Annotated in this window: 24 protein-coding genes and 1 tRNA gene; 7 read left to right on the plus strand and 18 right to left on the minus strand. The window is 30.6% G+C overall.

Annotated features, from left to right (window positions below; translation table 11 throughout):
* Positions 1–118: 118 nt before the first annotated feature.
* The 6 genes from BTO16_RS09050 to BTO16_RS09075 all read right to left on the minus strand — a co-directional run bounded on the left by BTO16_RS09050 (position 119) and on the right by BTO16_RS09075 (position 10,696).
* Positions 119–2,809, minus strand: coding sequence for a glycoside hydrolase family 2 TIM barrel-domain containing protein (locus BTO16_RS09050; RefSeq protein ID WP_105021262.1), 2,691 nt, complete (start codon positions 2,807–2,809; stop codon positions 119–121).
* Positions 2,810–2,956: 147 nt separating this feature from the next.
* On the minus strand, positions 2,957–4,534 hold the full coding sequence (locus BTO16_RS09055; protein WP_105021263.1) for a sialate O-acetylesterase: 1,578 nt from the start codon (positions 4,532–4,534) through the stop codon (positions 2,957–2,959).
* Between the two features lie 686 nt (positions 4,535–5,220).
* Complete coding sequence (gldA, locus tag BTO16_RS09060; RefSeq protein WP_105021264.1) at positions 5,221–6,114, minus strand: gliding motility-associated ABC transporter ATP-binding subunit GldA; 894 nt, start codon at positions 6,112–6,114, stop codon at positions 5,221–5,223.
* A 47-nt stretch (positions 6,115–6,161) separates the two neighbouring features.
* Positions 6,162–6,932: a hypothetical protein gene (locus BTO16_RS09065; RefSeq protein ID WP_105021265.1), complete on the minus strand. Its 771-nt coding sequence runs from the start codon at positions 6,930–6,932 to the stop codon at positions 6,162–6,164.
* A 71-nt stretch (positions 6,933–7,003) separates the two neighbouring features.
* Positions 7,004–9,790 carry a TonB-dependent receptor gene (locus BTO16_RS09070; protein WP_105021266.1) on the minus strand — a complete coding sequence of 929 codons (2,787 nt, stop codon included), beginning with the start codon at positions 9,788–9,790 and terminating at the stop codon, positions 7,004–7,006.
* A gap of 30 nt (positions 9,791–9,820) precedes the next feature.
* Entirely contained in the window at positions 9,821–10,696 is an 876-nt protein-coding gene (locus BTO16_RS09075; RefSeq protein WP_105021267.1) for a GLPGLI family protein, read from the minus strand.
* 809 nt (positions 10,697–11,505) lie between these two features.
* Here BTO16_RS09075 and BTO16_RS09080 point away from each other — a divergent pair.
* Complete coding sequence (locus BTO16_RS09080; protein ID WP_262503051.1) at positions 11,506–12,132, plus strand: deoxynucleoside kinase; 627 nt, start codon at positions 11,506–11,508, stop codon at positions 12,130–12,132.
* Positions 12,133–12,234: 102 nt separating this feature from the next.
* Here BTO16_RS09080 and BTO16_RS09085 read toward each other — a convergent pair whose 3' ends face one another.
* From BTO16_RS09085 to BTO16_RS09095, 3 genes are read right to left on the minus strand one after another with little or no spacing between them, the layout of a single operon-like run.
* A complete protein-coding gene (locus BTO16_RS09085) occupies positions 12,235–13,074 on the minus strand; it encodes a mechanosensitive ion channel family protein (protein WP_211298215.1) in 840 nt (279 codons plus the stop codon).
* A gap of 22 nt (positions 13,075–13,096) precedes the next feature.
* A complete protein-coding gene (locus BTO16_RS09090) occupies positions 13,097–13,279 on the minus strand; it encodes a hypothetical protein (RefSeq protein WP_105021270.1) in 183 nt (60 codons plus the stop codon).
* Positions 13,280–13,281: 2 nt separating this feature from the next.
* Positions 13,282–13,851, minus strand: a complete 570-nt coding sequence (locus BTO16_RS09095) for an RNA polymerase sigma factor (RefSeq protein ID WP_105021271.1) — start codon at positions 13,849–13,851, stop codon at positions 13,282–13,284.
* Between the two features lie 215 nt (positions 13,852–14,066).
* On the opposite strand from BTO16_RS09095, the gene BTO16_RS09100 reads away from it, so the two are divergent.
* The 4 genes from BTO16_RS09100 to BTO16_RS09115 all read left to right on the plus strand — a co-directional run bounded on the left by BTO16_RS09100 (position 14,067) and on the right by BTO16_RS09115 (position 18,566).
* Complete coding sequence (locus BTO16_RS09100; protein WP_104810249.1) at positions 14,067–14,930, plus strand: sigma-70 family RNA polymerase sigma factor; 864 nt, start codon at positions 14,067–14,069, stop codon at positions 14,928–14,930.
* 331 nt (positions 14,931–15,261) lie between these two features.
* Positions 15,262–15,918, plus strand: a complete 657-nt coding sequence (gene rpe, locus BTO16_RS09105) for a ribulose-phosphate 3-epimerase (protein ID WP_105021272.1) — start codon at positions 15,262–15,264, stop codon at positions 15,916–15,918.
* Between the two features lies 1 nt (position 15,919).
* On the plus strand, positions 15,920–17,305 hold the full coding sequence (locus BTO16_RS09110) for a 3'-5' exonuclease family protein (protein WP_105021565.1): 1,386 nt from the start codon (positions 15,920–15,922) through the stop codon (positions 17,303–17,305).
* On the plus strand, positions 17,286–18,566 hold the full coding sequence (locus tag BTO16_RS09115; RefSeq protein WP_105021273.1) for an FAD-dependent oxidoreductase: 1,281 nt from the start codon (positions 17,286–17,288) through the stop codon (positions 18,564–18,566). The genes BTO16_RS09110 and BTO16_RS09115 overlap by 20 nt, the downstream gene beginning before the upstream one ends.
* 153 nt (positions 18,567–18,719) lie before the next feature.
* Here the strand turns inward: BTO16_RS09115 and BTO16_RS09120 are convergent, their stop codons facing one another.
* The 4 genes from BTO16_RS09120 to BTO16_RS09135 form a co-directional block, all read right to left on the minus strand.
* Positions 18,720–19,136 carry a CBS domain-containing protein gene (locus BTO16_RS09120; RefSeq protein WP_105021274.1) on the minus strand — a complete coding sequence of 139 codons (417 nt, stop codon included), beginning with the start codon at positions 19,134–19,136 and terminating at the stop codon, positions 18,720–18,722.
* A 167-nt stretch (positions 19,137–19,303) separates the two neighbouring features.
* A tRNA-Arg gene (locus tag BTO16_RS09125) sits at positions 19,304–19,377 on the minus strand.
* 17 nt (positions 19,378–19,394) lie between these two features.
* Positions 19,395–19,847 carry a GatB/YqeY domain-containing protein gene (locus BTO16_RS09130; RefSeq protein ID WP_105021275.1) on the minus strand — a complete coding sequence of 151 codons (453 nt, stop codon included), beginning with the start codon at positions 19,845–19,847 and terminating at the stop codon, positions 19,395–19,397.
* Positions 19,848–19,876: 29 nt separating this feature from the next.
* Complete coding sequence (locus BTO16_RS09135) at positions 19,877–20,326, minus strand: retropepsin-like aspartic protease (protein WP_105021276.1); 450 nt, start codon at positions 20,324–20,326, stop codon at positions 19,877–19,879.
* 155 nt (positions 20,327–20,481) lie between these two features.
* Here BTO16_RS09135 and BTO16_RS09140 point away from each other — a divergent pair, with 155 nt between their 5' ends.
* On the plus strand, positions 20,482–20,943 hold the full coding sequence (locus BTO16_RS09140; protein WP_105021277.1) for a Na(+)-translocating NADH-quinone reductase subunit F: 462 nt from the start codon (positions 20,482–20,484) through the stop codon (positions 20,941–20,943).
* Positions 20,944–21,008: 65 nt separating this feature from the next.
* Positions 21,009–21,191: a hypothetical protein gene (locus BTO16_RS09145; protein WP_105021278.1), complete on the plus strand. Its 183-nt coding sequence runs from the start codon at positions 21,009–21,011 to the stop codon at positions 21,189–21,191.
* 101 nt (positions 21,192–21,292) lie between these two features.
* Here BTO16_RS09145 and nqrF read toward each other — a convergent pair whose 3' ends face one another.
* The 5 genes from nqrF to BTO16_RS09170 form a co-directional block, all read right to left on the minus strand.
* Positions 21,293–22,603: an NADH:ubiquinone reductase (Na(+)-transporting) subunit F gene (gene nqrF, locus BTO16_RS09150; RefSeq protein WP_105021279.1), complete on the minus strand. Its 1,311-nt coding sequence runs from the start codon at positions 22,601–22,603 to the stop codon at positions 21,293–21,295.
* 4 nt (positions 22,604–22,607) lie between these two features.
* Positions 22,608–23,333, minus strand: coding sequence for an NADH:ubiquinone reductase (Na(+)-transporting) subunit E (gene nqrE / locus BTO16_RS09155; protein ID WP_105021280.1), 726 nt, complete (start codon positions 23,331–23,333; stop codon positions 22,608–22,610).
* A 78-nt stretch (positions 23,334–23,411) separates the two neighbouring features.
* Positions 23,412–24,059, minus strand: coding sequence for an NADH:ubiquinone reductase (Na(+)-transporting) subunit D (locus BTO16_RS09160; RefSeq protein WP_105021281.1), 648 nt, complete (start codon positions 24,057–24,059; stop codon positions 23,412–23,414).
* A 3-nt stretch (positions 24,060–24,062) separates the two neighbouring features.
* Positions 24,063–24,809, minus strand: a complete 747-nt coding sequence (locus BTO16_RS09165; RefSeq protein WP_105021282.1) for a Na(+)-translocating NADH-quinone reductase subunit C — start codon at positions 24,807–24,809, stop codon at positions 24,063–24,065.
* A gap of 2 nt (positions 24,810–24,811) precedes the next feature.
* Positions 24,812–26,029, minus strand: a complete 1,218-nt coding sequence (locus BTO16_RS09170) for an NADH:ubiquinone reductase (Na(+)-transporting) subunit B (RefSeq protein WP_105021283.1) — start codon at positions 26,027–26,029, stop codon at positions 24,812–24,814.
* Position 26,030: the final 1 nt, after the last annotated feature.

The raw sequence follows: 26,030 nt of genomic DNA on the forward strand, positions 1-26,030 counted from the left end.
AAATTTTAACTTCTAAGGACTTCAAAAAAAACTTTTAAACCAGACCGGTTCTCCCAAAAACGGTCTATCTATGTCTGAGTAATTCACTTATTCAGATTTTATATTTAATTTTATCCGTTTAAAAAACCTTTGTTAATTCTACAGCATTTAAGATCGGCTCGCCCTTTACGGAACGGAAAGAAATAGTAATTCCATTATTTTCAGTTACCAATTGTTTAATTTTAAAAGAAACTGCTTTTTCTGAACCATATTCTTTCAGCAAGTCTAAATTTTCAAAAATCACTTTTCCATTGACCAAAACATCAAAAATACGGCTGCTATTTTCGGCTTCTTTTTCTGAATTAGCATCCAAATTATAAGCCAAAACTTCTTTTTCTTTATCAGAAATTAGTTCTGCAAAATGCAAAGTCAATTCATAAAAACCATCGGGTACTTTTAATTTAAAAGCATCTAATCCTACTTGTTGCGTTTGATAAATTGGGTCATTATTAGTGTTTTTAATACTTTGATCTGTACTATAATTTTGGCGCGACGTATTTTTCATTTGAAATGGCGCTCCTCCAATGGTTCCCCAAGAATCGTTTTCACCAGTATATTCTTTGGATGGCAACCATATTTCTTTTGTTAATTCATCTAAAAAATAACGTTTAGAACCTAGTGTAATTCGAACAGATTCAAAGGGTACAAGCTTACTGTCTAAATTTTTAGCAATGAGATTAAAGTCTATAGAATGGAAATCTTTTATCGTTTTACCATCATTAGTAGAAACTACCTCTAATAAATTTTTACCATTTTTAAAAGGAACTTGCCAAACCAAAGTTTTATCTTCATTCGACATTTTTTTGCCTAAAGAGATTCCATTGAGATATAAAACTGCACTTTTTTGATTGGTAAATACACTAATGGGTTGTGTACAAACAATACCATCTTTGGTATCAGTAAATCCAGATCCTTGTTCCCAAAGTTTAGAACCAATGGCAATAAATGGCGTTTTTTTCAGAAAAGCTTGGTATAAATAAAACGCATCTTTCGGTTTTCGGTCTAGCGTTGCAATTCCTTTATTATTTACAAACGGCATTGCATCATGTCTTGTTTCTGAAGCAAAATCAGCAAGGTTCCAAATATTAACACCTGCTACAAAAGGTCTTTTTAAAATTTCTTTTAAATAATGTGTGTGATAATACACCTGGTATTCTAAACTAAAATCAAAACGCTCTGGTGTTAGCGATCGTATTCTAGGGTCTGCACCTGCGCCATATTCTGTAACAAGCAAGGGTTTTTTTATCTTCTCGTGATGCTGATCTAAATATTGCTCAAAACCGCGAATGTCATTTCCATACCAACCTGCATACAAATTCCAACCAACAATCATCGGGATTTCTGTAAGTTCAGCTGCTACATATCTTGAAAAAGAACCGTGATTTGGAATCATGGTATACCGATAAGGATCTAATTCTCTAATTACTTTTTCTATATCTTTTGCTAATGCCGTAATTGATTTATAATACAGTTTTTGTCTTTCTGGGTTGTCTTTAAATGGTGGACGCAATAAAATTTCATTCATGTAAGCCCAAGAGACTAAACTTGGATGGTTGTAATCTTGAAGCACCATTTCTTTTGCCATTTCAATACTATTTGTCGCAAATTCTTTAGACTCTGTAATGTAATTTACAATAGGAATTTCTACCGTAGTAATAATTCCCAAACGATCACAAGCTTCCATAATAACAGGGTCTTGTGGATAATGAGCCAAACGTAAAAAATTACCACCCATCGCTTTTAAAAGTTCTATGTCTTTAACTTGAAGCGCGTCTGGTACTGCATTTCCAATCCCTAAATAATCTTGATGACGACAAGTACCCATTAATTTATAATGTTTCCCGTTCATAAAAAATCCTTTGTCAACATCAAACTCAAACCAACGGAATCCTAAAGAATTTACAGATTCATCTAAAATTTCTTTTGTTTTTTTATCAATTATTTTTGTAACTACTTGGTATAAATAAGGATTGTCTGGGGACCAAAGTATTGGGTTTTTAAAGTCTTTAATTGTTTGGTTAAATTTTAAGTCTTCATTTGGTTTTAAAAGGAAATTTGTTTTAATTTCTTTTACAATCTCTTTATTACCATTTCTAATCGATTGCAGCACTTCAATCTTTTTGATAGATGTTGTTTTGTTACTGATATGCCCTTTAAATTCAATAGATGCATTTTTCTTAGTTACTTTAGGCGTGCTAATTAGTACATTCTTTGCCGCATATTTAGAAGTGCTAAAATGAACTTGATTCATTTTTTCAATATAAATATCTCTATAAATTCCGCCGAAAAACGTAAAATCTGCAGTTAATGTTGGTATATTTTCGTCGAAGGCATTCGTTACCTTCACGACAATTTCATTTACTTCTCCAAACTTTAAATTTTCAGTAATTGGAAAAGAAAATGCAGTATATCCACCTTTGTGTGTCCCTACTATATTCCCGTTTACGAAAACTTCGGTTTCTTGATTTGCACCTTCAAAATGCAATAGGATTGTTTTATTTGCATCCTTTTTAGAAAAAATAATCGATTTTTTATAGACTCCAACACCTCGGTAATATCCTCGCTCGTCATCAAAAGCATCTACATTATTCCAGGTATGCGGAATGGAAACTGACTCCCAAATTGTTTCTTTGTCAGAAATAGCCTTTTGAGATAGATTCCCTTTATGAAATTCCCATCCTGAATTAACGGTAAAAATGGTTCTAACGTTTTGAGCTGTTAGGGCTACTCCTAAAAACAATACTAATAAACTTATATTTAATTTTTTCAATTTATATATATTTAATTCATAATCCTTGTAAAAAGTTCACAAATAATTATTCCATTTTTAGTCATTCAACAAAGTTTTTGTGCAAAAACCATGTCATTTTTTTAAAAAATTAAACTTATTTTCTGATTGCTAATTAATAAATTATATTTAATTTTTAATGATTTTTCTAAATGTTGTAGCACCTTTGTTATCTTGAGCTTTTACAAGGTAAATACCTGAACTATTTATATCACTAAAATCTAGTGAATAGGTATTCGCCTTTATTTTATTAATACTTTTTATTTCTCGTCCTACTAAACTAAAAACTTGAATATTATCTATTCCTGTTGGCGAAAACAGCTCTAAACGGTAACCATTAGTGCTATTTACAGGATTTGGAAACGCTGTAAACCCTTTAATATCATTATTATTATCGTTGACAGATAACGTGGTGCTCATTACTTTTAAAAAAGGCGCTGGATTATTTATCCTAGCATCTTCTGAGTTTGTGATTCTTAACTGAACGTCATCATCTGTGGTGCCTTCTATAACCAACGTAATAATTTTATCCCCATTTAATTGCGCTTGAACATAACTTGTAATGTCTATATTTTCTATTAGATTATAAGCGCTAGAACCTGTAACCGGTGAATTAAAAGTAGAAATCAAAGCACCTTTAGTAGGTTCGTTATTCCAAGTTAATGTCTTTTCGCCCCAGTCATCTGAACCTTCAAAAACCGAAACGGTAAATTCGGTTTGGTTATTGTTACCAGATAAATTAAGAAAGACATTTGATACCTTAGAATAATTTGAAAGATCAAATTTTAACCATGTTTTTCTTGTAGATCCTTCACCTGTTGTTTTTCTTACTCTTAATAAATTTCCATTCTGAACAATATCTGCTTGACTACCTCCTTGCACATGCGTATCTTCTAAAACGATAACATCAATATCATTATCGAACTGCCCGGTGAGTTCTAAATATTTTTGCGCATATCGAACACCAAGCTCCCGCTGTGATTCACTATCAAAATGCGTACCATCACCCAAATGAAAAAGACCTATGGAACTTGCAAAATCAACATTACTAATCGTGTTTTTGAGTTTAGAAATTATCGTATTGATATTTTTCTCCCCTTGCCATTTACGAATTTGTCCAGCAATTACAGGCAAATCTGAAATAGATAGAGCTGTTCTTAATGCCATAATCATAGCAGCAAAGTCCGCTGCATAGTTAGTGTTACCTTGATCTGATTCTCCTTGATGCCAAACAATACCTTTAATAGTGCCACCTGCCTTTTGTGCTGCTAATACTCTAGCTACTGCTTGGTTAAAAAAAGTGGTTCCTTCTGCCCATTGACTTATAGAAGACCCTCCTTTTGCATTCACGACCAAACCTACACGTTTTCCATACGATTGTAATGTTTTACCAAATTCCCATGACAGTCCTAATTTCTGAAGAGAAGGATTACCCTTAATAGTTGAAAATTTATTTAAAGGATTTTCGGCCTTTTCCCAATTTGCAGCAGCATTTAAAAGATATACATTATTTAAAGTACCTTTATCTTGTGTCTCAATGACTGCTCTTCCTGCCATATTGGATTGTCCTATACAAAGAAATATCTCTAGGTCTGAAAACGTATTTTGAGATAAAGCCGTATTAGAGCAAAATAGCAATATAAGTATTAGGTATAAACCATTTTTCTTAATAAAAAAGAGCCTATTTTTTTGTGTTTTTATTTTCATTTTTAAATCGTTCTATTACTCTTTTATGATTGTTAAGTGCCCTTTAGTTTTCTTAGTTAAACTCGATTAATTTCCATCGTTAATATTGGTTTATAAATGGCACATATCCTAAGGGATACTTAAATATCATTTTAAATCCAATTTATTACTTTCTAATACATCTGTTTAATTATTGTTTGGCTTGCCATTGCCATTAACTTTTAACATTGTAATATTTATAGAAGTAAAATTATAGTTTTAATTATTAAATTAGGAGGTCATAAATTTATAAAAAGTATTAAAATAGTTTTTTACTAAAAATTTATCCATTTGATGCAAATAGTATAAAATGTAAAAAATACGCATCCGAAGAAACCCTAATAAACAAGAATACATTAAACAGCGTTGTCTTTGTCTAAAACTTGAGCACTAACAAGGTGAAAAAGTGCAGGAGTAAATAGTAGTTTTATCTTTCTGTCTGCGAATAGTAAATAGCACTTTATATTGTTTTATTAGTATTCGAAAGGAATTGCTCAGTACCTTAAAAACTTACAGAATTATCTAAGGTAATTTTAATAGAAAACTTCATTAATGTCTGAATTAAATAAAGTAAAATGGTCTGATTTGAGTTACGAACAAATTCAGAATTTTGTGAATTGTACAATTGTATACTTTCCTAAAATAGGTAGAAAAAAAATTAATTTCCCTTAACTAGTAACCTCCTTGAAAAGTGTTTCTAAATTTTTATGCTGTGCGTTTAAACTAAGTATTTTTAAACTGTTGTGTTGCGCAAAATCAAAGATTTTAGAACGCTTATCTTCCTTACTTTCGAAAGTTAAGGACCACGTATTTTCAGAATTGTTCTTTAAAGAAATAATATCAGATAATTGTTTAAAAAATTGCTCTTCAATTTTACGATCAAAAGTAACTTCTATAATTTGTTGATTATTCTGTTTAAGTTCAGACAATTTTTTATCAACCAAAATTGCGCCTTTTTTAATAATAATCACGCGATCACAAACTGCTTCTACTTCTTGCATAATATGAGTAGAAAATAATACTGTTTTTTCTCTGCCTAACTCCTTAATTAATTCTCTAATTTCCGCAATTTGATTTGGGTCTAAACCGGTTGTTGGTTCATCTAAAATTAACACTTTTGGGTTGTGTAAAATTGCAGCTGCCAAACCAACTCGCTGCTGATATCCTTTAGATAATTCATTAATTTTTTTATGCGCTTCCTCGGTTAAACCAACCTTTTCTATACAAGTTTCTATTTCACTTTTATTAACCTTAAAAATTGATGCTTGAAATTGTAAATATTCACGAACATACATATCTGTGTATAATGGATTGTGTTCTGGTAAATATCCAATTATTTTTTGTGCTGCTATCGGATTTTTTAAAACATCAATTTCATCTACAAAAACTTCACCTGAATTCGGTTTTATAAAACCTGTTAAGATTTTCATCATTGTTGATTTCCCTGCTCCATTAGGGCCTAAAAAACCAATAATTTGACCTTTATCCGCAGAAAAAGAAACTTCATTTAATGCTTTTTGAGTTTTATAAGTTTTAGAAACAGCGATTACTTTTATTGACATTTTTTAAATGGAATTAATTTTACATTATAAACGAAGTTATTACTTTTTTAGTTTAAAAAAGTAGTAGAATCTGCACGAATTTTTCTGATACTTTTCATCCTTGACCACGCAATTTTATGGCGTTTTTTGTACAACCACAAACAACCTAAATCTAATAAAAAATAGAAAAAACTAATTCCGCTTGGCGGATTATGGCTTGGCAAGAAATCGAAAACGCCCCAAGCTGTAGCCGGCCATTTCCAACATAAAAAATTAGTGCCAATTATTTCTAAATACGCAACAGAAATATACATGGTTAGATAAAAAAGACGCTCTCTTGGTTTGTTTCTAAGGATAAAAAGTGTGGCAATTGTTAATACAAAACCAAAAACATCATTTTTAAAAATTAGAAAAACTGTGGCATATATAAAAATGAAAATCGCAAAAACTTTTTCTAAGGTTATTCTATGTTTAATGATTGATTTTGCTTTCGAAAAATATAAAACAGCCACATACACTAAAGCATGCCCTGGAGGCACATAATGTGGCACATTTTCTAATCTGTAGGTGTACATTCCTAAACCAATAGACAACAAGTATTCCCCCAAAACAGCTATGATTACAGCAGTAACCATTTGTTCTTTGACCCTTTTGTTTACTTGCCAAAAAGTGATTAAAAACCCAATAAACATGCTAACATTAGCATAAAACTGTGCGTCTTTAGTAATTTTTATACTATGAAAACTATCTAAAAATAAACCAAAAAAGATAAACAGATAAAGAGCTCCTAAACTTTTAAAAGTAGCAATAAAAGGAGATTTAGTAGCTAATAAACTCATGCGGTAAAAATAAGTAAACTAAATAAAAAATGGCTCAATAAAGAGCCATTTAATTATATATTGAAATAAAATTACAACTGATAACGAACTCTTAAACTTATAAACCTTGGTAAAATAAAGCGTTCATTTATATTAAATGAAACAATATTTTGATTTACAGAAACTTCTGAACCTGTTGCTAATAAGTTACTACCTACCAACTCGTATTCGAATTTAGCATCTCTATCTTTTCTGTAGGCTAAACTAGCATTCCAAATTTGAAATGAATTAATAACACTGCCTTTTTGACGAGTTTCATTATAAGAAAAATCTGATTTTACTGTCAAGGAATTCCATATATAAGCATCAAAATTAATAGAAGGTGCATGAGATATCGATTTTATATCTTCTGCCCTTGCAGTGTTAATTTGGTCATTAAAATTCAAGTTATAACGCAAACTAACATTAGGAGCCTTTGTAAAATTAGTTCCAATGCTTGAATTTAAACCTCTAGATATGTTTTCATTTGTATTTTCTCTAGAATTGATAAATTGATAGCTTTTATTATAAGAAAAATTACCTCCTAAACTCATTCTAATCTTTTTAATTGTTTTACCAATACTCGCAAAAGCGTTAAGATTCTCGTTATCTAAGGGTGAATTTAAATTTGTACTACTAGAAACTACAGAACCTGGTTCAAAAATAGTATTTCTATTTACTTGATCTGCAGTTTTTGTATAACTTACCCTTGCAAAAACATTACTCGCATTAAATAAATTAAAGCTTCTATAAAATAAACTTAAATTATGAAAACTAGCGTTTACTAAATCTGAGCTTCCCGCAAAAAAAGAATTGTAACTATTTGCTACAATACCTCTCGCAATTTGATTTACATCTGTAAAATTAACCTCTTCTTTATAACTAAAAGTTAAACTTTCACTGGTTTTAAATTGGGCGACAACCTCAAACTCTGGTAAAAATTTCTCAAACTTATCTTTAAAAAACTCTGTTCCATATTGTGTATTGTTAGAATTATAAGAATGCACAGTAAAACCTGGAGTAAATGTGAAAATACCATTTTTTAGTCGATATCTTACACCTGCATATATATCTGTAAAGTTATATTCTGTATCGTTTGTTGTTTTATTATAGTCTCTATTTGGATATGGATTAGGCACAGGATCTGTAATAACATCTGGACTAGGATCTAAAACACCACCATTATTCAAAAGTTGAAAAAATTGAGAATTAAAGTTTTGTGTGCTTAAAATTGTACCCGCAACAAAGTTTAAATTACTTTTTTTATTTAAGATATAGTAATAATCTAATTTTGCATCAAACTGGTTTGATTTTACGCGTCTGTCTTGTTCTAAATCATAATAGGTTAATGTTCTATCTAAACCTAGAGCAAGTGCAGCATCATCAAAACCATCACGATCTGCACGATTTGGTTCGCTATTATTAGTTGGGTCATTTTCTAAAGAAGCAATATAAAAAGGATCTTCATCTTGCAACAAATGTTTAACTTCCAAAGCAAAAATATTGTTCTCGTTTGCGGTATAAAAATAACTAAAATCTTGATTTATTGTAAATGGTGTAGAACTTTCATTTTGAGTTATATCACTTAAAACAAATGAATTTACAGCATCCGTTCTAAACTCGTTAGAAAAACGACCTGCTAAATTATAGTTTAATTGATTGCTAAAGTCTTTTTTATAGGCTGTACTAAACTTAAATAAACCTGTATTACTAGTCTGACTTGTTTGATTATCAACAATGTCATCAGGAGTATTTGGATCTATATAATCAATATTATCAATATTTCTTTGTCCGTTACTATTACCAGACCAAATTAAGAACCCACTTACATCTAACTTAGGATTAGGTGAGTAACTAAAGTTTAAAGCGGTTAACTTTGTTTCAATTCTATTTGCATTTCTTGCACCAGCATTTAAAAAACCGATTCCTGCATCTGCAATATTAATGTTTGTTCCGTTTGATGGACTCTGACTTTGAAAATTTCCGCCAAAACTTCTAGCATCACCTCTACTTAAAACAACATCGCCAATATTATTTACGTCACCAATAACATTTATGGTATATTTAGGAGAATAGTAAAATAATTTTGGTTGAAAAAGGTACAACCCAGTATTTGCAGAATTTCCTGCTCCAGCAGTAACATCTCCAAACCAAAAGTTCTTTTTTCCTTCTTTTAATTTAATATTAATAGCAACTCTGTCTTGATTACTTTGAACACCACTTAACTGGCTTACATTAGAGTAATTTCTTAAAACTTGAATTTTATCAACAGCATTAGATGGTATATTTTTAGATGCTAATTTAGTGTCACCACTAAAAAATTCTTTACCATCTATCATTATTTTTTCTACCCTTTTACCTTCTACCTCTATTTCTCCTGCTGCATTTATTTCTACTCCTGGTAATTTTTTTAAAACATCTTCTAGTTTACGTTCTGTACCATTTTGAAAAGAATCTGCATTATAAATAATAGTATCACCTCTAACAGTAACTGGCATTTTAGAGATAATATTAATTCCGTCTAAAGAATTATCGTATTTCAAAATTACATTTTTAACGATATCCTCAGTCTTTGTTTCTAAGACAAAATCGGTAGATTTCATACCAACATAACTTATTTTCACATCAAAAGTAGCGTTTACGCCAAGTTCTAATTTATAAATTCCTTTTGCATCTGTAAACCCATACGATGCCATTTTTTTGGTAAGTTTATTTATAGCTAAAACATTTGCCATTTCTAAAGGTTCACCAATACTATCTTTAACAACACCGCTTAGTTTAAGTTGGGCGCTAGTAATAAACGTAACCATTAAAAAGGCTAGTAAGAATATTTTTTTCATTTATAAAGTTTGATTTGTTTTTGTTTTTAATTACTGGCGTCCACCTCTATTTCCTCTTCCACCACCTTGAAAGTTTTGTCTCATTTCTTCCGTCTTAATTTTAACGGTTTCGTTATACTTTTCTCTTGTAATTTCTTTTCCTTTTGATGGTGCTTCTATGACCTCTTTTTGTAATGGATTTAAAATGATTTCTGTACACAAAATTGTAGTTCTGCCTGAATTAATTTCTAAGATTAAACCCGGTAAACCCCAATGTTCACCTGGGCCATTATTAACGGGTATTTGTGGCGTGTACCAAGCAACAACTTCTATTTGTTTTGGAATTTCTATATCATCAGAAACTTTAACAACATTTATAGAATCTTTTTTTGTTTCACCTTTTTTGTCATCATTACTCCTTCTTCTCATATTTGTCCAATCTATAGGATCAACATCTTTTATCAAAGTAGCTTTAAAACAGGTATAATTTCCAATTTGCTTAGTTTCGCTTCCTAGCTCCCATTTTGGAGTTTCCATTTTATCAGAAACTAAAAACTTTTTACCAAAAAACTCTGTCTCTTCTATAGCTATTAAATCTTTTGTGTTTTTATATTTCACAGAACTTCCAGCCATCATTGCCATAAACCCAGAACCTCTTCTGGCCGTTGGAGATGCCAATTGTTCGTCCTCCTTATAGAGAGAAGAAGTTTTATCAAAAGATAATATGAATGTTTTTTCTAATATAGATTTCATACTGTCTGCAATTTCTTTTTTTCTAGCCTCTGTCATTTGTCCTCCTCCACGACCGCCAAAACTGCTCATGTCCATAGTCGTTTTAGACATATAGATTGCTTTTCCTTGAAAATCTTTCTGGGCAAATGTGCCTAATGTAACAAGTGCAAAAAATAATGTAAATAATAATTTCATGTCTATAAATTTAATTTTTTAATCTAAAGTAATCTTTAGTGATTTAATTTAGACTTTAAAAAAACTAAAAGGTTTAATTGAATTGCAAAAAAAATTGAACGTAATTTTAATATTAATTACCACTCATTTTAATGTTTAAGCTATTTCTATTAAAATAGTTTTTCTTATTTGATTTGTCATTTTCGTTTTTTGAGACTTATGAAGTAAACAGTTCGTTCAACTTATCTAAAAAATAAAGTATTGTTTGCCGAAAACAAAACTAGTTTAAGAATGATTAAAACAAGAGTTTGGAATCAAAAAAAATATTGTTTTTATTGCGAAAAATCGCAAACTAGTGATGTTTTTTAAGGCTTTCATCATAGTGGAAACAATTATTTAAAAAAACTTTTTCGATGATAGAGTTGATCGTTAGAATAAAATAATTGAAAACAGAATCGAACTAAAAACGAATGTTGACAATATTAAAATAGGAGAATACTCTTTTAATTTAACGAAGTAAACGCTAAAATACACATCAGAAATTGAACAACTTATACATCGAGAAGTGCAACTTCTTTCTCATTTATTTGAAAAGAAAAATGAAGTTCTAGACAGCGCGCTTTTATTTTAAACAAACTTTAGAAAAATGATGATTTTTTTTAACGCCAAAAATATAGATGTGCTTATTGGTAAACTTCGAAAAAAATTAAAAAAAAGACAACATTCTGCAAATTATAAATAATTAGAAGAGTCTTTGGATATAAATTAATTTGTTAACCATTTCATAACTATATTTTTTACTACCTTTATAGTCTCTTTTTAATTTTAGAATTTTTAAAAATATGCACGTTGCAATTGCAGGAAATATTGGTGCTGGTAAAACCACACTAACCCAACTTTTAGCCAAACATTATAAATGGAATCCTCATTTTGAATCTGTTGATGAAAATCCTTATTTAGACGATTTTTATGCAGAAATGGAACGTTGGTCTTTTAATTTACAGGTTTACTTTTTAAACAGTCGTTTTCGTCAAATTTTAGAATTGAGAGAATCTGGTAAAAACATTATTCAAGACAGAACCATTTATGAGGATGCACATATTTTTGCGCCCAACTTACATGCAATGGGTTTAATGACGAATAGAGATTATAGTAATTATAGCTCTTTGTTCGATTTAATGGAAAACTTAGTTTCACCTCCAGATTTATTAATTTATTTACGTGCCGATATCTCAACGTTAGTTGGTCAAATTCATAAGCGTGGTAGAGATTATGAAAACTCTATAAGTATCGATTATTTAAGCAGATTAAATGAACGGTACGAAGCTTGGATTTCTACGTATACAAAAGGAAAGTTATTAATTATTGATGTCGATAATTTAGATTTTGTAACAAATCAAGAAGATTTAGGATATGTTATAGATAGAATAGACTCGCAGATAAATGGTTTATTTTAATAAAAATAACTATTATAAAAAAGTAAAGAGACCGTTTTCACGGTCTCTTTTTTCGTGATAAAATCACTCATGATAGATAGTCCCCCAACTTTCTATCAAATCTTAGGTTGAGTATGAACTCAACACTTCTATTTTATTATCTACAATTTCCTTAATAGGAATTATAATTTTTTTGTTTTCAAACATTAAAACTACAGCTATGTTATCTATCGATTCTATAATGCCTTCAAAGTTAGTTGCTTTTATTGTATCGCCAACTTGTAGATTTTTTCTAGAATAATAACCAAATAATAATCTTTTTATTACATCTATAGATCCTAAACCAAAAGCAATAGTAAAAGCCAATAAAATTGACGCAAATATAATAGATAAATTGTTAGTAATCAAGTCTGTTTTAACATCTGCCTGGTTTAATGCTGTAACACTTACTATTATTGCTATTACGTAAAAAACAATATTACCAACTAGCCGCCCTCCTGTTAATTCTAAAGAATAAAACGTTGCCGAAATTGTTTTTCTTACAACATTTGCAAGGTAAACCCCAATTGCGAAAATTATTAAAGCGCTTATTAATTTTGGTAAATATGCTATTAGAATACTTAGCTGCTCGGAAATCATTTTTAAACCTAATAATTCTGACGCTATGATAATAAAAACTAAAATTAAAACCCACTTAATAGCGGTTACAATAATCTTGGTTGGTTGAATTTTGATAAACGAATTGCCAAAAATTTCATCAACATTTAATTTTTCGGGCAAACTATCAATCTTAGTAAAACCCAATGCTTTTTTAATAATGTATAAAGTTACTCTTATAAAAAGCCATCCAAAGATAAAAAAAGCAACACCCTTTAAAAGTTGCGGTAAAAAAGCTACAAAACTATTCCAAAGGTTATATAAAAAACTGAAATCAAAATCTGTTGATAGATATATTGGTATCATCATGATTGGTTAATAATTATGGTTATTTTTTTTTCTTAAGAGAATTGCCCCCAAAAACATCGCCAATAGTGCTTGGGTATTTTACCAAGAACAAATCTGCAATATCCATTGTAAGCTTAATCATATTCACATCATTCATTACCCGCTGTTTTAAAACCTGGGGAACTTCGTGATGTTGTAAAATTTCTTTAAACGGGTTACTCATAATTACAATTCTTCATACACACTAACAACTTTTACTTTAGCTCTTTTAAGACGCATTTTAACTGCGCTTTCCCCTATTTCTAAAGCTTCAGAAATTTCTTTGATACTCATGTCATCTTGATATTTCATTAAAAGTATCATTTTTTCTTTTGCATCAATTATAGCAAATGCTTTTGCTAGATTATCGGCTTTAAGTTCAAATAATTGTGCATCTTCAATATCATCAAAATCATCATCACCTTTTATTTGATCTGTAACAACTGTAACTCTTTCTTTCTTTTTATGATCGTTTCTTTGCACATAATTTACACAGAAATTATAGGTAAAAGAATACAACCATGTAGAAAATTTAGAGTTTCCTTTAAATGTTTTTAGTTTTACAAATAGCCTAATAAAAATGTCATGAGTCAAATCTTCTGCTTCTTCTTTATTCTTAGAAAAACCATAACATTTGTTATATACTACTTTTGAAAATCTGTCATATAATATAGCAAACAATTGCGAGTTGTTTGTTTCTACTATTTTAAAAACTAATTCTTCATCAGTTAGGGAGTGCGCACTACTAGCTTTCAATACTTATAATATTTTAGACACAAAGAAAATTAATAAGTCACAATTATTTTTTTTAATAAGACAAACGGCGCTTTTCTTTCGATAAAGCGTGTTTTTTTTGCTTTTTATAAAAAAAAATGAACTCTTTTTTATTTTTTTGTAACATTTATATAAATTCTTACGTACAAGTAAGTGTAGCAATTACAATAATCGTTTAAAAAGTTATATAGAATTCGATGAGACAACTTAAAATCACCAAGCAGGTTACTAACAGAGAAACCGCATCGTTAGATAAATATTTACAAGAAATTGGTAAAGTAGACTTAATTACTGCCGATGAAGAAGTAGAATTAGCACAACTAATTAAAGCTGGTGACCAAAGAGCACTAGAAAAATTAACAAAAGCCAATTTAAGATTTGTGGTTTCTGTAGCAAAACAATACCAAAATCAAGGACTAACTTTACCAGATCTAATTAATGAAGGTAACTTAGGTTTAATTAAAGCTGCAAAACGTTTTGACGAAACTAGAGGTTTTAAATTTATATCATATGCCGTTTGGTGGATTCGTCAATCTATTTTACAAGCATTAGCAGAACAATCTAGAATTGTACGTTTACCGTTAAATAAAATTGGTTCTATCAATAAAATTAACAAAATGTATGCGTTCTTAGAGCAAGAAAATGAAAGACCTCCAAGTCCAGAAGAAATTGCTAAAAAACTAGACATGACGGTTAATGACGTTAAAGAATCTATGAAAAACTCTGGACGTCACGTATCTATGGATGCACCTTTAATTGAAGGTGAAGATTCTAATTTATATGATGTTTTAAACTCTGGAGAATCTCCAAATCCTGATAGACAATTACTACACGAATCTTTGCGTATCGAAATTAATAGAGCTTTAGAAACATTAACTCCACGTGAGGCAGATGTTGTAAAATTATATTTTGGTTTAGGAGAGCATCAACCAATGACTTTAGAGGAAATTGGAGAAACGTTCGATTTAACTCGCGAGCGTGTTCGTCAAATTAAAGAAAAAGCAATTAGAAGATTAAAACATACATCAAGAAGTAAAATTTTAATGACGTATCTTGGATAATGGTCTTAAACCATTTTAGATATTTCTTTCATCCTGAATTATACGTATGAATATTTTATAGAAAACTCTCGAATTCATTTTCGAGGGTTTTTTTTTGAAGCTAATTCCTGCTTTCACTACTCGCTTTTTTTATCCTAAAAAGGAATAAAAAAGAGCTCAAACAAACCGTTCAATCAGGGCTAAACTTGTTTATAAGCAAATCGTTTTCCATGTATCTATGTGGTAAACTAAAACTAAATACTACCAAACTATTAAAAAATTAACTTTCTCATTCTTCTTCACTAAAACGAATTAATTATCTTTGTAAAAATAACGACACAACCACAAAATAATGAGTAACTTAATTGCACCTTCAATTTTAGCAGCAGACTTCGCCAATTTACAACGCGATATAGAAATGGTTAACAATAGCGAAGCAGATTGGTTTCATATTGATATTATGGACGGCGTTTTTGTACCCAACATATCTTTTGGAATGCCTGTTTTAAAAGCAATTACCAAACACGCTACAAAACCTATTGATGTGCATTTAATGATTGTAAATCCTGATCAATACATAGAAACTTTTGCAGAGTTAGGTGCCAATATTTTAACCGTGCATTATGAAGCTTGCAATCATTTACACAGAACTGTACAAGCCATAAAAGCTGCCGGAATGAAAGCCGGAGTTGCTTTAAATCCGCATACGCCAGTTGCTGTTTTAGAAGATATTATTACCGATTTAGATTTAGTGTGTATCATGAGTGTAAATCCTGGTTTTGGAGGTCAATCTTTTATAGAAAATACCTACAAAAAAGTACAGCAACTAAAACATTTAATTGAGTTTACAGCATCTAGTTGCCAAATAGAAATTGATGGTGGTGTTACAGATCTAAACGCTAATGAGTTAATTGAAGCCGGCGCAAATGTATTAGTTGCAGGAAGTTATGTTTTTAGATCAGAAGACCCAACAGGAACTATTTCAAGTTTAAAAAATTTAATTGGATAAACTGTACACTGTAATAGACATAGAAACCACAGGAAACGGATATAAAGGTCAGAAAATAACTGAAATTTCTATTTTTGTTTTTGATGGCAAAGTGGTGGTTGATGAATTTACTTCTCTAGTAAATCCAGAACAAAACATTCCTACATTTATAACCAATTTAACAGGTATTACAAATGCCATGGTTAGAAATGCGCCTAAGTTTTATGAAATTGCAAAAAAAGTAGAAGAACTTACTAAAGACACTATTTTTGTAGCACATAATGTTAATTTTGATTACAATATTATTCAGGCTGAGTTTAAAAACCTAGGTTTTGATTTTAAACGAAAAAAACTATGTACAGTTCGTTTAACTAGAAAGATTGTCCCGGGTTTAAGCTCGTATAGTTTAGGTAATATTTGTACTGCAGAAAACATTCCAATAAATGGCAGACACAGAGCAAAAGGTGATGCAGAAGCAACTACAGAATTATTTAGAAGATTATTAGAAAGAGATACTAATTTTACAATCAATTCTTTTTTAAATCCTAAATCGAGGCAAGCTACTTTACCACCGCTTTTAGATAAAATAATAGTGGATAATTTGCCCGAAAAACACGGCGTTTACTATTTTAAAAATCTTGCTAAAGAAGTTATTTATGTTGGCAAAGCCAATAATATAAAACAACGAGTAATCAGCCATTTTTACGATAAAAAGAAAAAAGAACAAACGATGTGCCTAGAAACTGCCGATATTTCTTATACAAAAACAGGTAGTGAATTATTGGCACTTTTATTAGAATCTTCAGAAATAAAACACATTTATCCAAAATACAACAGAGCACAAAGAAGAGCTGGTGAAGCTGTTGGTTTGTTTTCTTATGAAGACCAAAAGGGAATTATTCATCTGGCTTATAATCGTTTAAAATTAGCGCCAAATGCAATTATGAAATACTATTCTATTGCAGAATGTAGAACTCATTTAGAGTATCTGTGTAAAGAATTTGAATTATGCCCCAAATATTGTCTTTTACAAACCAATGTTTCTAGCTGTTTTCATTATCAAATTAAAGAGTGTAAAGGTATTTGTTGCGGCAATGAACCTGTAGAAGAATATAATAAACGAGTTAGAGCAGCTATAAAATCTGTAGGAATTGGCGCAGAAAATTTAGTAATCAAACAAAAAGGAAGAACTAAAAATGAAGTTGGTTTTGCTTTAATTTTAGACGGAATTTACAAAGGTTTCGGTTATGTAGAAAAACAACAAGCTGAAGAATTAGAGAATCCAGAAGAGTATCAATTTTTTGTAGAACCTAAAAAAGATAATAGAGATATTCAAAGAATTATAGCGTCCTATTTAAAGAAAACAGCGAAATTAAAAGCAATTGAAAATGGAGAAATCAGCATATAAAATACATATTATTGGTGCAGGAATTAGTGGTTTAATTGCTGCTCAAATTTTAGAGAATCATGGATATTGCCCTGTAATTATTGAAGCTTCTAATTCTGTTGGCGGTCGGGTAAAAACAGATGTTGTAAACGATTATAATTTAGATCATGGTTTTCAAGTTTTATTAACTTCGTATCCTGCAGCGCAAAAGTATCTAAATTATGATGCTTTAGAGTTGCAGCAGTTTTTACCTGGTGCAACTATTTTTAAAAATGGCAAATCACAAACTATTGGTGATCCTTTGCGAAGTCTTTCTTTACTTTTACCAACCTTATTTTCATCTGTAGGTACTTTTTCTGATAAAATAAAAATCTTACAATTAAATGCGTTTTTAAAGAAAAAAACACTGACTGATATTTTTAAAACGGAAGAGAAATCAACCCTAAACTATCTGCAAAATTTTGGATTTTCTAAAGATATGATTCAAACCTTTTTTAAACCATTTTTTAGCGGAATCTTTTTAGAGCCTAATTTAGAAACTTCAAGTAGAATGTTCGAATTTGTCTATAAAATGTTTGGCGACGGATTAGCGGTGCTACCTAAAAACGGAATTCAAGCTATCCCAAATCAGTTGAAGAACAATTTAAAAACGACGCGATTTCAATTTGATACATCAGTAAAAGAAGTAAAAAACAACCTCATAATTTTACAAGACGGATCAGAAATTAAAACTCATTTTACCATTATTGCCACAGAAGCAAGTCATTTAGTTTCTAATTTAAAAAACCAAGAAACTACATGGAAAAGTTGTGATACCCTTTATTTTGAAAGCAAAACCAGAAATATTCAAAAACCTATTATCGGTTTAATTGCGGATGAAAAAGCATTAATTAATAATATTTTTTATCATACATCTATAGAAACATCAGCAAAAGCAAAACAAGAATTACTTTCGGTTACAATTGTTAAAGAACATGATTTATCCGAAGAAAAATTAGTTAAAAAAGTAACAGAAGATTTAAAAACATATTGCAACATTTTTGATATAAAATTTTTAAAACGTTACCGAATTAACATGGCGTTGCCAAAATTAACCAATCTTCAATATGAGATTTCAAGTACAGAAACGAAACTAACATCTGCTATATTTTTAGCTGGTGATATTTTGCTAAACGGTTCTTTAAATGCTGCTATGATTTCGGGAGAAAGAGCTGCTTTAGGAGTTATACAAACGTTAGAAGATGGTTTAATTGTAGATGAATTAACATCAGAATATTCTTAAAAAAATAGCATACAATTTTATATTAGGCAGCATATTTTAAAGTTTTTAAACACTTCATTAGAGTTGAAATCTTTTTTTAAAACAAATAAAAAGAGGCTATTAAAAAAGCCTCTTTCCGCTAACTAAGTAACTAACCAATTTTCTCTTTAAAAATTATAAATTATCAACTAAAAAGTTGATTAAATCTGTTGTAGTTACAATACCAACCAACTCATTATCTTCTACCACTGGTAGCGCATGAAACTCTTGTTTAGATAGCAATTTTGCAACATCTTTAACCGACGCATACGGTGCAACCATATACAAGTTTTTTGCCATAACTTGCTTTATTGTAAACATGTCATACATAAACGTATCCACACTCTTTTCATCCTCAGATACATCAGAATAACTAATTCTTAAAAGGTCTGTATAACTTAACATGCCTATTACCTCTTTATTTTGAATAATAGGAATATGGCGAATATTATGTTCTTTAAATAATTTTTCTGCTGTTTCTAACGTATCGGTTATATTTAATGTGACAACATTTGATGTCATTATTTTTGATATAGGAGTTCTTTTTTTCATGATATTACTCTTTAATTTCTAACACAAATTTCAGTAAAAAATAGATTTTAAAAGATGATTTTTATCATGTATAAACACTTTTATAGCCGGCTTTTATTAGATGATGGAACGTATAGCAATAAAAATCAAAAAAGCCTCAAAACTAAAATGTTTTGAGGCTTTATATGTGACTGTGAAAGGGCTCGAACCTTCAACCATCAGAGCCGAAATCTGATATTCTATCCAATTGAACTACACAGCCATTATTGTACTAAAAACTTAACCCATTAAATTCTTTTTCACCAACGTAGAAATTGTTTTACCATCTGCTTTACCTGCTAATTCTGCAGAAACAACACCCATAACTTTCCCCATATCTTGCATTCCAGAAGCGCCCAACATTTTAATTGTTGTAATTACCACTTCTTCTATTTTTTCGTCTGATACTGCTTCGGGTAAAAATTGTTCTAAAACAGCCAACTCAATTAATTCAGGATCTGCTAAATCTTGTCTTCCTTGTTCTATGAAAATAGCTGCACTATCTTTTCTTTGTTTAACTTGCTTTTGAATAATTTTAACTTCTTGTTCTTCTGTCAATTCTTCTTTAACGCCCGTTTCTGTTTTGGCTAACAAAAAAGCAGATTTAACAGCTCTTAAAGCTTGTAAAGCAATTGTATCTTTTGCTTTCATGGCCTCTTTCATTTTGTCCATTACTTGTGTTTGCAAACTCATATTTTATATTTTGTGATTATTAAGTATTATTATTTCCTCCTTTTTTTAAGGTAAAGTATTCTGTTAGGATAATCGATAAAAGCCTTTCCTTTATGTAAAATATCTGCTCCAATAATTCCATGAACTTCATCTGCATTGTGCTGCGTTAAAGCAGTGTTTACATGCGATAAATCGAACAAGACTAAATGACATTTAGTTGTTTTCCAATTGCCAATTTTAAGGGTATTGTTCTCTGATTGCTGCGTCTCCATGCCAATAGCTCCTGCACCAGCAGCTTTGGTTTCGCTTTCTTGAGCATCTAAATTAAAATATGCAATTCTATCTAAACCAACACATGAATTTGAAGCACCTGTATCTAAAATAAAACGTCCTTTAACACCATTTATCTTCGCTTTTAACTCTAAATGATTCGTGGCAATTTTCTTTAATTTTATTTTAAGATACTTGTTCTTTTTTAATATTTTAGAAATCCTTTTCATTATGATAATTAGGTGTTCAAAAATACGATTTAATCATTTAAAAAAAATAGCTAAAGACGTGTTATTTAATATTATTCTAAATATTAAGTATTCAAAAACGAATTTGCAATCGTTATAAATAATCAGTACTTTTAATAAAGATAAATTGGTTACTGATGAAAACAACAAAAAGACTAGAAGCTGCATTAATAAAGTTATATAATGCCTACCATAATAACAGATTAAATCCAGAAGATTGCACAGCATGCGCTGTTGGTAATATTTTAGATAACCATGATAGTTGGAAACATTTATCTGATCAGCATGGTTCATTAAAATTAAGTTATGTAGGCAGAGTTCATCAAAACTTAGGAAGAAAATTTAACGGATATTCTCCTGAAGAAATCTTACAGATTGAAAAATTGTTTTTAGATTCTTGCGGATTTAAAACACCTTTATGCCATTACAATCCTAAACCTAAAAACCCAACCTCTAACGAAGTTTTGTTTGATGGTTTATGCAATGTGGTTGAATTATTGTGCAAATTAGATGGTATTCCTTACATCTTAGATTACTCTAAACTGTTTGAGCAAGAAGATGGGGAACCTGTCTATCATTTAGAAACTTTTTTAGGATAAATAGAAATAAAAGTATATTCTAATTAGAATTGGTTTAAATTGCAGTAATTCTAAATTTAAGATATATGAAAAAGTTATTATTTATTGTACTCTGTTTATCATTATCATTAACTTCTTGCAGAGAAGATAAAAAAAAGCAAGAAAAACCAAAAGTAGAAACTGAAGGCGAAGTAAATATTGAAACACCTCAAGGGAGTATTAAAACTGATAAAAAAGGAAATGTTGATATTACGATTAAAGACAAATAATTAATCTGATTATTTTATTCTTTTACGATTATAAAATAAAAAGTCGATTCATAAATGAATCGACTTTTTTAATTTATATAGTACTGAAATAAATATGCTGTTTATCCACCAAAGTCATCAAAACGGATATTCTCGTCTGCTAAACCAAAGTCTTCACCCATTTTTTGAACCGCATTATTCATTAACGGTGGTCCACAGAAATATAATTCTAAATCTTCTGGTGTTTCATGGTGATTTAAATAGTTCTCAATTACACAATTGTGAATGAATCCCATAAAACCATCTCCAGCTTCATCATTAATATCTTTTTTAACTTTCCAGTTATCAGTCTCTAAAGGATCTGATAACGCGATGAAGAATTTAAAGTTTGGAAAATCCTTTTCTAAAGCTCTAAAATGATCCATATAAAACAGCTCTGCTTTAGAACGACCTCCGTACCAATAAGTTACTTTTCTACCTGTCTTTAAAGTTCTGAATAAATGATATAAGTGAGAACGCATTGGTGCCATACCTGCTCCACCACCTACATATAACATTTCCGATTCAGATTCGTTGATAAAGAACTCACCGTAAGGTCCTGAAATAGTACACTTATCACCTTTCTTTAGACTAAAAATGTAAGACGAAGCTATTCCTGGGTTTACATCCATCCATCCGCCTTTTGCTCTATCAAATGGTGGTGTAGCAATACGTACGTTTAACATAATTTCTCTTCCCTCTGCTGGGTAAGAAGCCATAGAATATGCTCTTTCTATCGTTTCCGAATTTTTCATTACTAATGGTCTAAGTTTAAACTTATCCCATTCTGCTTTAAATTTATCTGGAGTTTCGTGCTCTTCTGGATGCGCTGTAATATCCATATCAGCAAACTTAACTTCACATGGAGGTATTTCAATTTGAATATATCCACCTGCTTTGTATCCCATGTCTGCAGGGATCTCAACAACGAATTCTTTAATAAATGAAGCTACATTGTAATTTCTAACAACCACTGCATCCCATTTTTTTATTCCGAATACTTCCTCTGGAATTGTAATATTCATGTCTTGTTTTACTTTAACCTGACATGCTAAACGTACTCCTGTTTTTAACTCCTTTTTTGTAAAGTGAGGTGTTTCTGTTGGCAGTGCCTCTCCTCCACCTTCTAAAACGTGGCATTCACACTGTACACATGATCCACCACCACCACACGCCGATGGTAAAAATATTTTCTCGTTTCCAAGTGTTGTTAAAAGAGTACTTCCAGATCCTACTACTATTTTCTTTTCTCCGTTTATGGTAATTGTTACCGGACCTGAGGGAGATAATTTTTGTTTTACAAACAATAACAACGACACTAATAAAAGTGTTATTAATAAGAAAGCTGCTACTGTTGCAAAAATGGTTCCTGTTGTACCTGCTGCTAATATCATTCTTCTATGGATTTATATTTGTATTATTTGCTACTATTTCTTTAGCTTCTTTTTTTACTTCTTTACTTTCAACTTTAGCTTCTACTTTTGGTTTATCTACCGCAGGTTCATCACCTCCAGTTAACATTCCTCCAAAACTCATAAAACCAATTGCCATCAACCCTGTGATGATAAACGTAATTCCTAATCCTCTTAATGCAGGAGGAACACTTGAATAACGTATTTTTTCGCGAATTGCAGCAATTGCTAAAATTGCTAAAAACCATCCAATTCCAGAACCAACACCATAAGTAAGTGCTAAACCTAAAGTAGGGATTTCACGAGATTGCATAAATAAACTTCCTCCTAAAATAGCGCAGTTTACAGCAATTAAAGGTAAAAAAATACCTAATGAGTTGTATAAAGACGGTGAAAATTTCTCTACAATAATCTCTACTAGTTGCACCATGGTTGCAATCGTTGCAATAAACATGATGAATGACAAGAAACTTAAATCATATTGTGCGTATTCTGCACCCAACCAAGATAATGCGCCTTCTTGTAATAAATACTGATCTAACAACCAGTTTAAAGGCACAGTTACTGCTAATACAAAGATTACAGCTGCTCCTAAACCAACAGCAGTAGCTACTTTTTTTGATACAGCAAGATAAGAGCACATTCCTAAAAAGGTTGCAAAAACCATGTTATCTATAAATATCGATTTGAAAAATAATTCTATGTGTTCCATATTCTTTACAATTATAAGTTATCAGTAATCAGTTTTCAATGTTTATATTCATTAAAAACAGCGCACTGATAATTGTATTTAATTTTCTTCTATTAATGAGGTGTTTCTACTACGTTGAATCCAAATAATAATACCAACTACAATTAAAGCCATTGGTGATAATAACATAAAACCGTTATTTTCATAACCAATTGCGTATAATCCTGTTTTTTCTATCGGATCTCCTAACACTTTAAATCCTAATAAAGTTCCAGAACCCAAAAGCTCTCTAAAGAAACCAACAATAATCAAGATTAAACCGTAACCAGCTGCATTTCCTATTCCGTCTAAGAAAGATCTCCATGGTTTGTTTCCTAAAGCAAAAGCTTCAAAACGTCCCATAATAATACAGTTTGTAATGATCAAACCAACAAAAACAGATAGTGTTTTACTTAATTCGTAAGCAAATGCCTTTAAAACTAAATCAACAATAATAACTAAAGCCGCAACTACAATAAGCTGCACTATAATTCTAATTTTTGATGGAATAACATTACGTAAAAGTGAAATTACTACGTTACCGATAGCTAATACTGCCATTACCGATACTGCCATTACAATTGATGCTTTTAATTCTGCTGTAATTGCCAATGCCGAACAAATACCTAATACCTGAATTGTAATAGGGTTATTGTCTGCTAATGGGTCTGTCAGTAATGCGGTGTCTTTTTTTGATAAAAGTGCCATAAATTATTTTTTTAATGAATTAAAATAAGGTACGTATAATTTTAAATCAGATTTCATCATAGCAGAAACTCCATCACCAGTAATTGTTGCACCAGCAATTGCATCTACTTCATAATCTGTTTTATTTTCGTTCTTTGGATCATTATTTCCTTTGGCAACAGTAACTCCTTTAAAAACTCCTGCATCGGTCATTAAATGTTCGCCAATAAAATCGTCCATAAAAAAACGTTGCTTAATGTTTGCTCCTAAACCAGGTGTTTCACCTTTATGATCAAAGTAAGCTCCTTGAACAACCATATTTTCATCCAAAGAAACATACCCCCAAATTGCATCCCAAAGTCCTTTTCCTAAAATTGGTGCTACATAAAAAGTAACGCCATCTTTTTCTCCAATAAATAAAGGCAGTTTTCTGTCTTTACCTTCTTTTGCAAAAGCTTGTTGTTTTTTTACATCAATTAAATATGCATTTTCATCTTCAGAAATTTTATCCCCCTGAATAACAATTTGTCTTTTAATATACTTTTTAAAATCAGCACCAGCTTTATCTGTAGAAACAAAGTTTGCACTTGACTCATCATTTTCGTTTATACCCATTGCATACAGGATATTTTGTTGTTTCTCTATTCTTTTGTTTTCATCAATATTTGGTTTTAATGATGAAGCAAAAAATGCTAACAACGAACCAACAATTAACACCATTATTACGGCAAAAATTATTGTATAACTATTACTATCTGTTCTCTTACTCATAATTAGGCAGTTTTAACTTTAGCTCGTTTTAATCTATTAGTTACATTTCCTTGAACCACGTAATGGTCTATTGTTGGAGCGAAAACATTCATTAACAAGATTGCTAAAAACACTCCTTCTGGATATGCAGGATTAAATACACGTATCATAATTGATATAAAACCAATTAAGAAACCGTAAATCCATTTTCCTTTATTTGTTTGTGATGCTGTTACTGGATCTGTAGCCATATAAACTGCTCCAAAAGCCAAACCACCAATCATTAAGTGTTCCCACCAAACTGTATTCATTAATCCGTAAAATTTACTAGATTCTGTAATAATATCTGCTGCGACAACTTGATTAAAAATTAGTCCCATAACCGCGGCTCCTATAAAGGTTGACAAAATAATTCTCCAGCTACCAATTTTGGTGAAAATCAAGAATCCTGCTCCTAAAAGGATCAAGAATGTAGATGTTTCACCCACAGAACCGGGAATAAATCCCATAAATTTATCAAAAGTAGAATAAATTACTTCTTGATTTTGTGCATAACTTCCTAGAATAGTTTCTCCAGAAATTGCGTCTGCACTTGAACCTGCAGCTATTTCATTTGCTCTTTCTACTGCTCCTTGCACCCAAACTTTATCTCCAGACATCCACGTTGGGTATGCAAAAAATAAAAATGCTCTAATTGTTAAAGCAGGGTTTAAGATGTTCATTCCTGTACCACCAAATACCTCTTTACCAATTATAACTCCAAAAACAACTGCAACAGCTAACATCCAAAGTGGTGTATCTACAGGCACAATTAACGGAACTAACATACCCGTTACCAAATATCCTTCTTCAACTTCATGCCCTTTTATAACTGCGAAAATAAATTCGACTAAAAGGCCAACTCCGTAAGAAATAATTACAAGTGGTAATACTTTTATAATACCTATCCAAAGGTTATCAAAAGTAAAAAAGTTTGCTAATACATCTGCTCTTAGTGAGCCATCTATTGCCGCGTAATGCTGATAACCAGCATTAAACATTCCAAAAATCAAACATGGAACTAAAGCTAAAATTACCGTGTTCATGGTACGCTTTAAATCGTCTGCTGCTTTTATATGAGTTCCTCCATGAGTAACTTCATTCGGTAAATATAAAAAGGTATGGATCGCATTAAATGCAGGCGCCATTTTTGTTCCTTTATATTTCTCTTTTAAATTATGTAAGTTTTCTTTTAAGCCCATA

Source organism: Polaribacter glomeratus (assembly GCF_002954665.1).
GTDB classification, from domain to species: Bacteria; Bacteroidota; Bacteroidia; order Flavobacteriales; family Flavobacteriaceae; genus Polaribacter; species Polaribacter glomeratus.

What these genes read in the sequence shown, in the direction of transcription:
- BTO16_RS09085 (WP_211298215.1), bottom strand. Translation starts at nt 13,074, where the DNA reads ATGATACCAATATATCTATCAACAGATTTTGATTTCAGTTTTTTATAT.
- BTO16_RS09115 (WP_105021273.1), top strand. Translation starts at nt 17,286, where the DNA reads ATGGAGAAATCAGCATATAAAATACATATTATTGGTGCAGGAATTAGT.
- BTO16_RS09065 (WP_105021265.1), bottom strand. Translation starts at nt 6,932, where the DNA reads ATGAGTTTATTAGCTACTAAATCTCCTTTTATTGCTACTTTTAAAAGT.
- BTO16_RS09130 (WP_105021275.1), bottom strand. Translation starts at nt 19,847, where the DNA reads ATGAGTTTGCAAACACAAGTAATGGACAAAATGAAAGAGGCCATGAAA.
- BTO16_RS09165 (WP_105021282.1), bottom strand. Translation starts at nt 24,809, where the DNA reads ATGAGTAAGAGAACAGATAGTAATAGTTATACAATAATTTTTGCCGTA.
- nqrF (WP_105021279.1), bottom strand. Translation starts at nt 22,603, where the DNA reads ATGATATTAGCAGCAGGTACAACAGGAACCATTTTTGCAACAGTAGCA.
- BTO16_RS09090 (WP_105021270.1), bottom strand. Translation starts at nt 13,279, where the DNA reads ATGAGTAACCCGTTTAAAGAAATTTTACAACATCACGAAGTTCCCCAG.
- BTO16_RS09140 (WP_105021277.1), top strand. Translation starts at nt 20,482, where the DNA reads ATGAAAACAACAAAAAGACTAGAAGCTGCATTAATAAAGTTATATAAT.
- BTO16_RS09120 (WP_105021274.1), bottom strand. Translation starts at nt 19,136, where the DNA reads ATGAAAAAAAGAACTCCTATATCAAAAATAATGACATCAAATGTTGTC.
- BTO16_RS09075 (WP_105021267.1), bottom strand. Translation starts at nt 10,696, where the DNA reads ATGAAATTATTATTTACATTATTTTTTGCACTTGTTACATTAGGCACA.
- gldA (WP_105021264.1), bottom strand. Translation starts at nt 6,114, where the DNA reads ATGTCAATAAAAGTAATCGCTGTTTCTAAAACTTATAAAACTCAAAAA.
- BTO16_RS09145 (WP_105021278.1), top strand. Translation starts at nt 21,009, where the DNA reads ATGAAAAAGTTATTATTTATTGTACTCTGTTTATCATTATCATTAACT.
- BTO16_RS09160 (WP_105021281.1), bottom strand. Translation starts at nt 24,059, where the DNA reads ATGGCACTTTTATCAAAAAAAGACACCGCATTACTGACAGACCCATTA.
- BTO16_RS09135 (WP_105021276.1), bottom strand. Translation starts at nt 20,326, where the DNA reads ATGAAAAGGATTTCTAAAATATTAAAAAAGAACAAGTATCTTAAAATA.
- nqrE (WP_105021280.1), bottom strand. Translation starts at nt 23,333, where the DNA reads ATGGAACACATAGAATTATTTTTCAAATCGATATTTATAGATAACATG.
- BTO16_RS09170 (WP_105021283.1), bottom strand. Translation starts at nt 26,029, where the DNA reads ATGGGCTTAAAAGAAAACTTACATAATTTAAAAGAGAAATATAAAGGA.
- rpe (WP_105021272.1), top strand. Translation starts at nt 15,262, where the DNA reads ATGAGTAACTTAATTGCACCTTCAATTTTAGCAGCAGACTTCGCCAAT.
- BTO16_RS09070 (WP_105021266.1), bottom strand. Translation starts at nt 9,790, where the DNA reads ATGAAAAAAATATTCTTACTAGCCTTTTTAATGGTTACGTTTATTACT.
- BTO16_RS09055 (WP_105021263.1), bottom strand. Translation starts at nt 4,534, where the DNA reads ATGAAAATAAAAACACAAAAAAATAGGCTCTTTTTTATTAAGAAAAAT.
- BTO16_RS09100 (WP_104810249.1), top strand. Translation starts at nt 14,067, where the DNA reads ATGAGACAACTTAAAATCACCAAGCAGGTTACTAACAGAGAAACCGCA.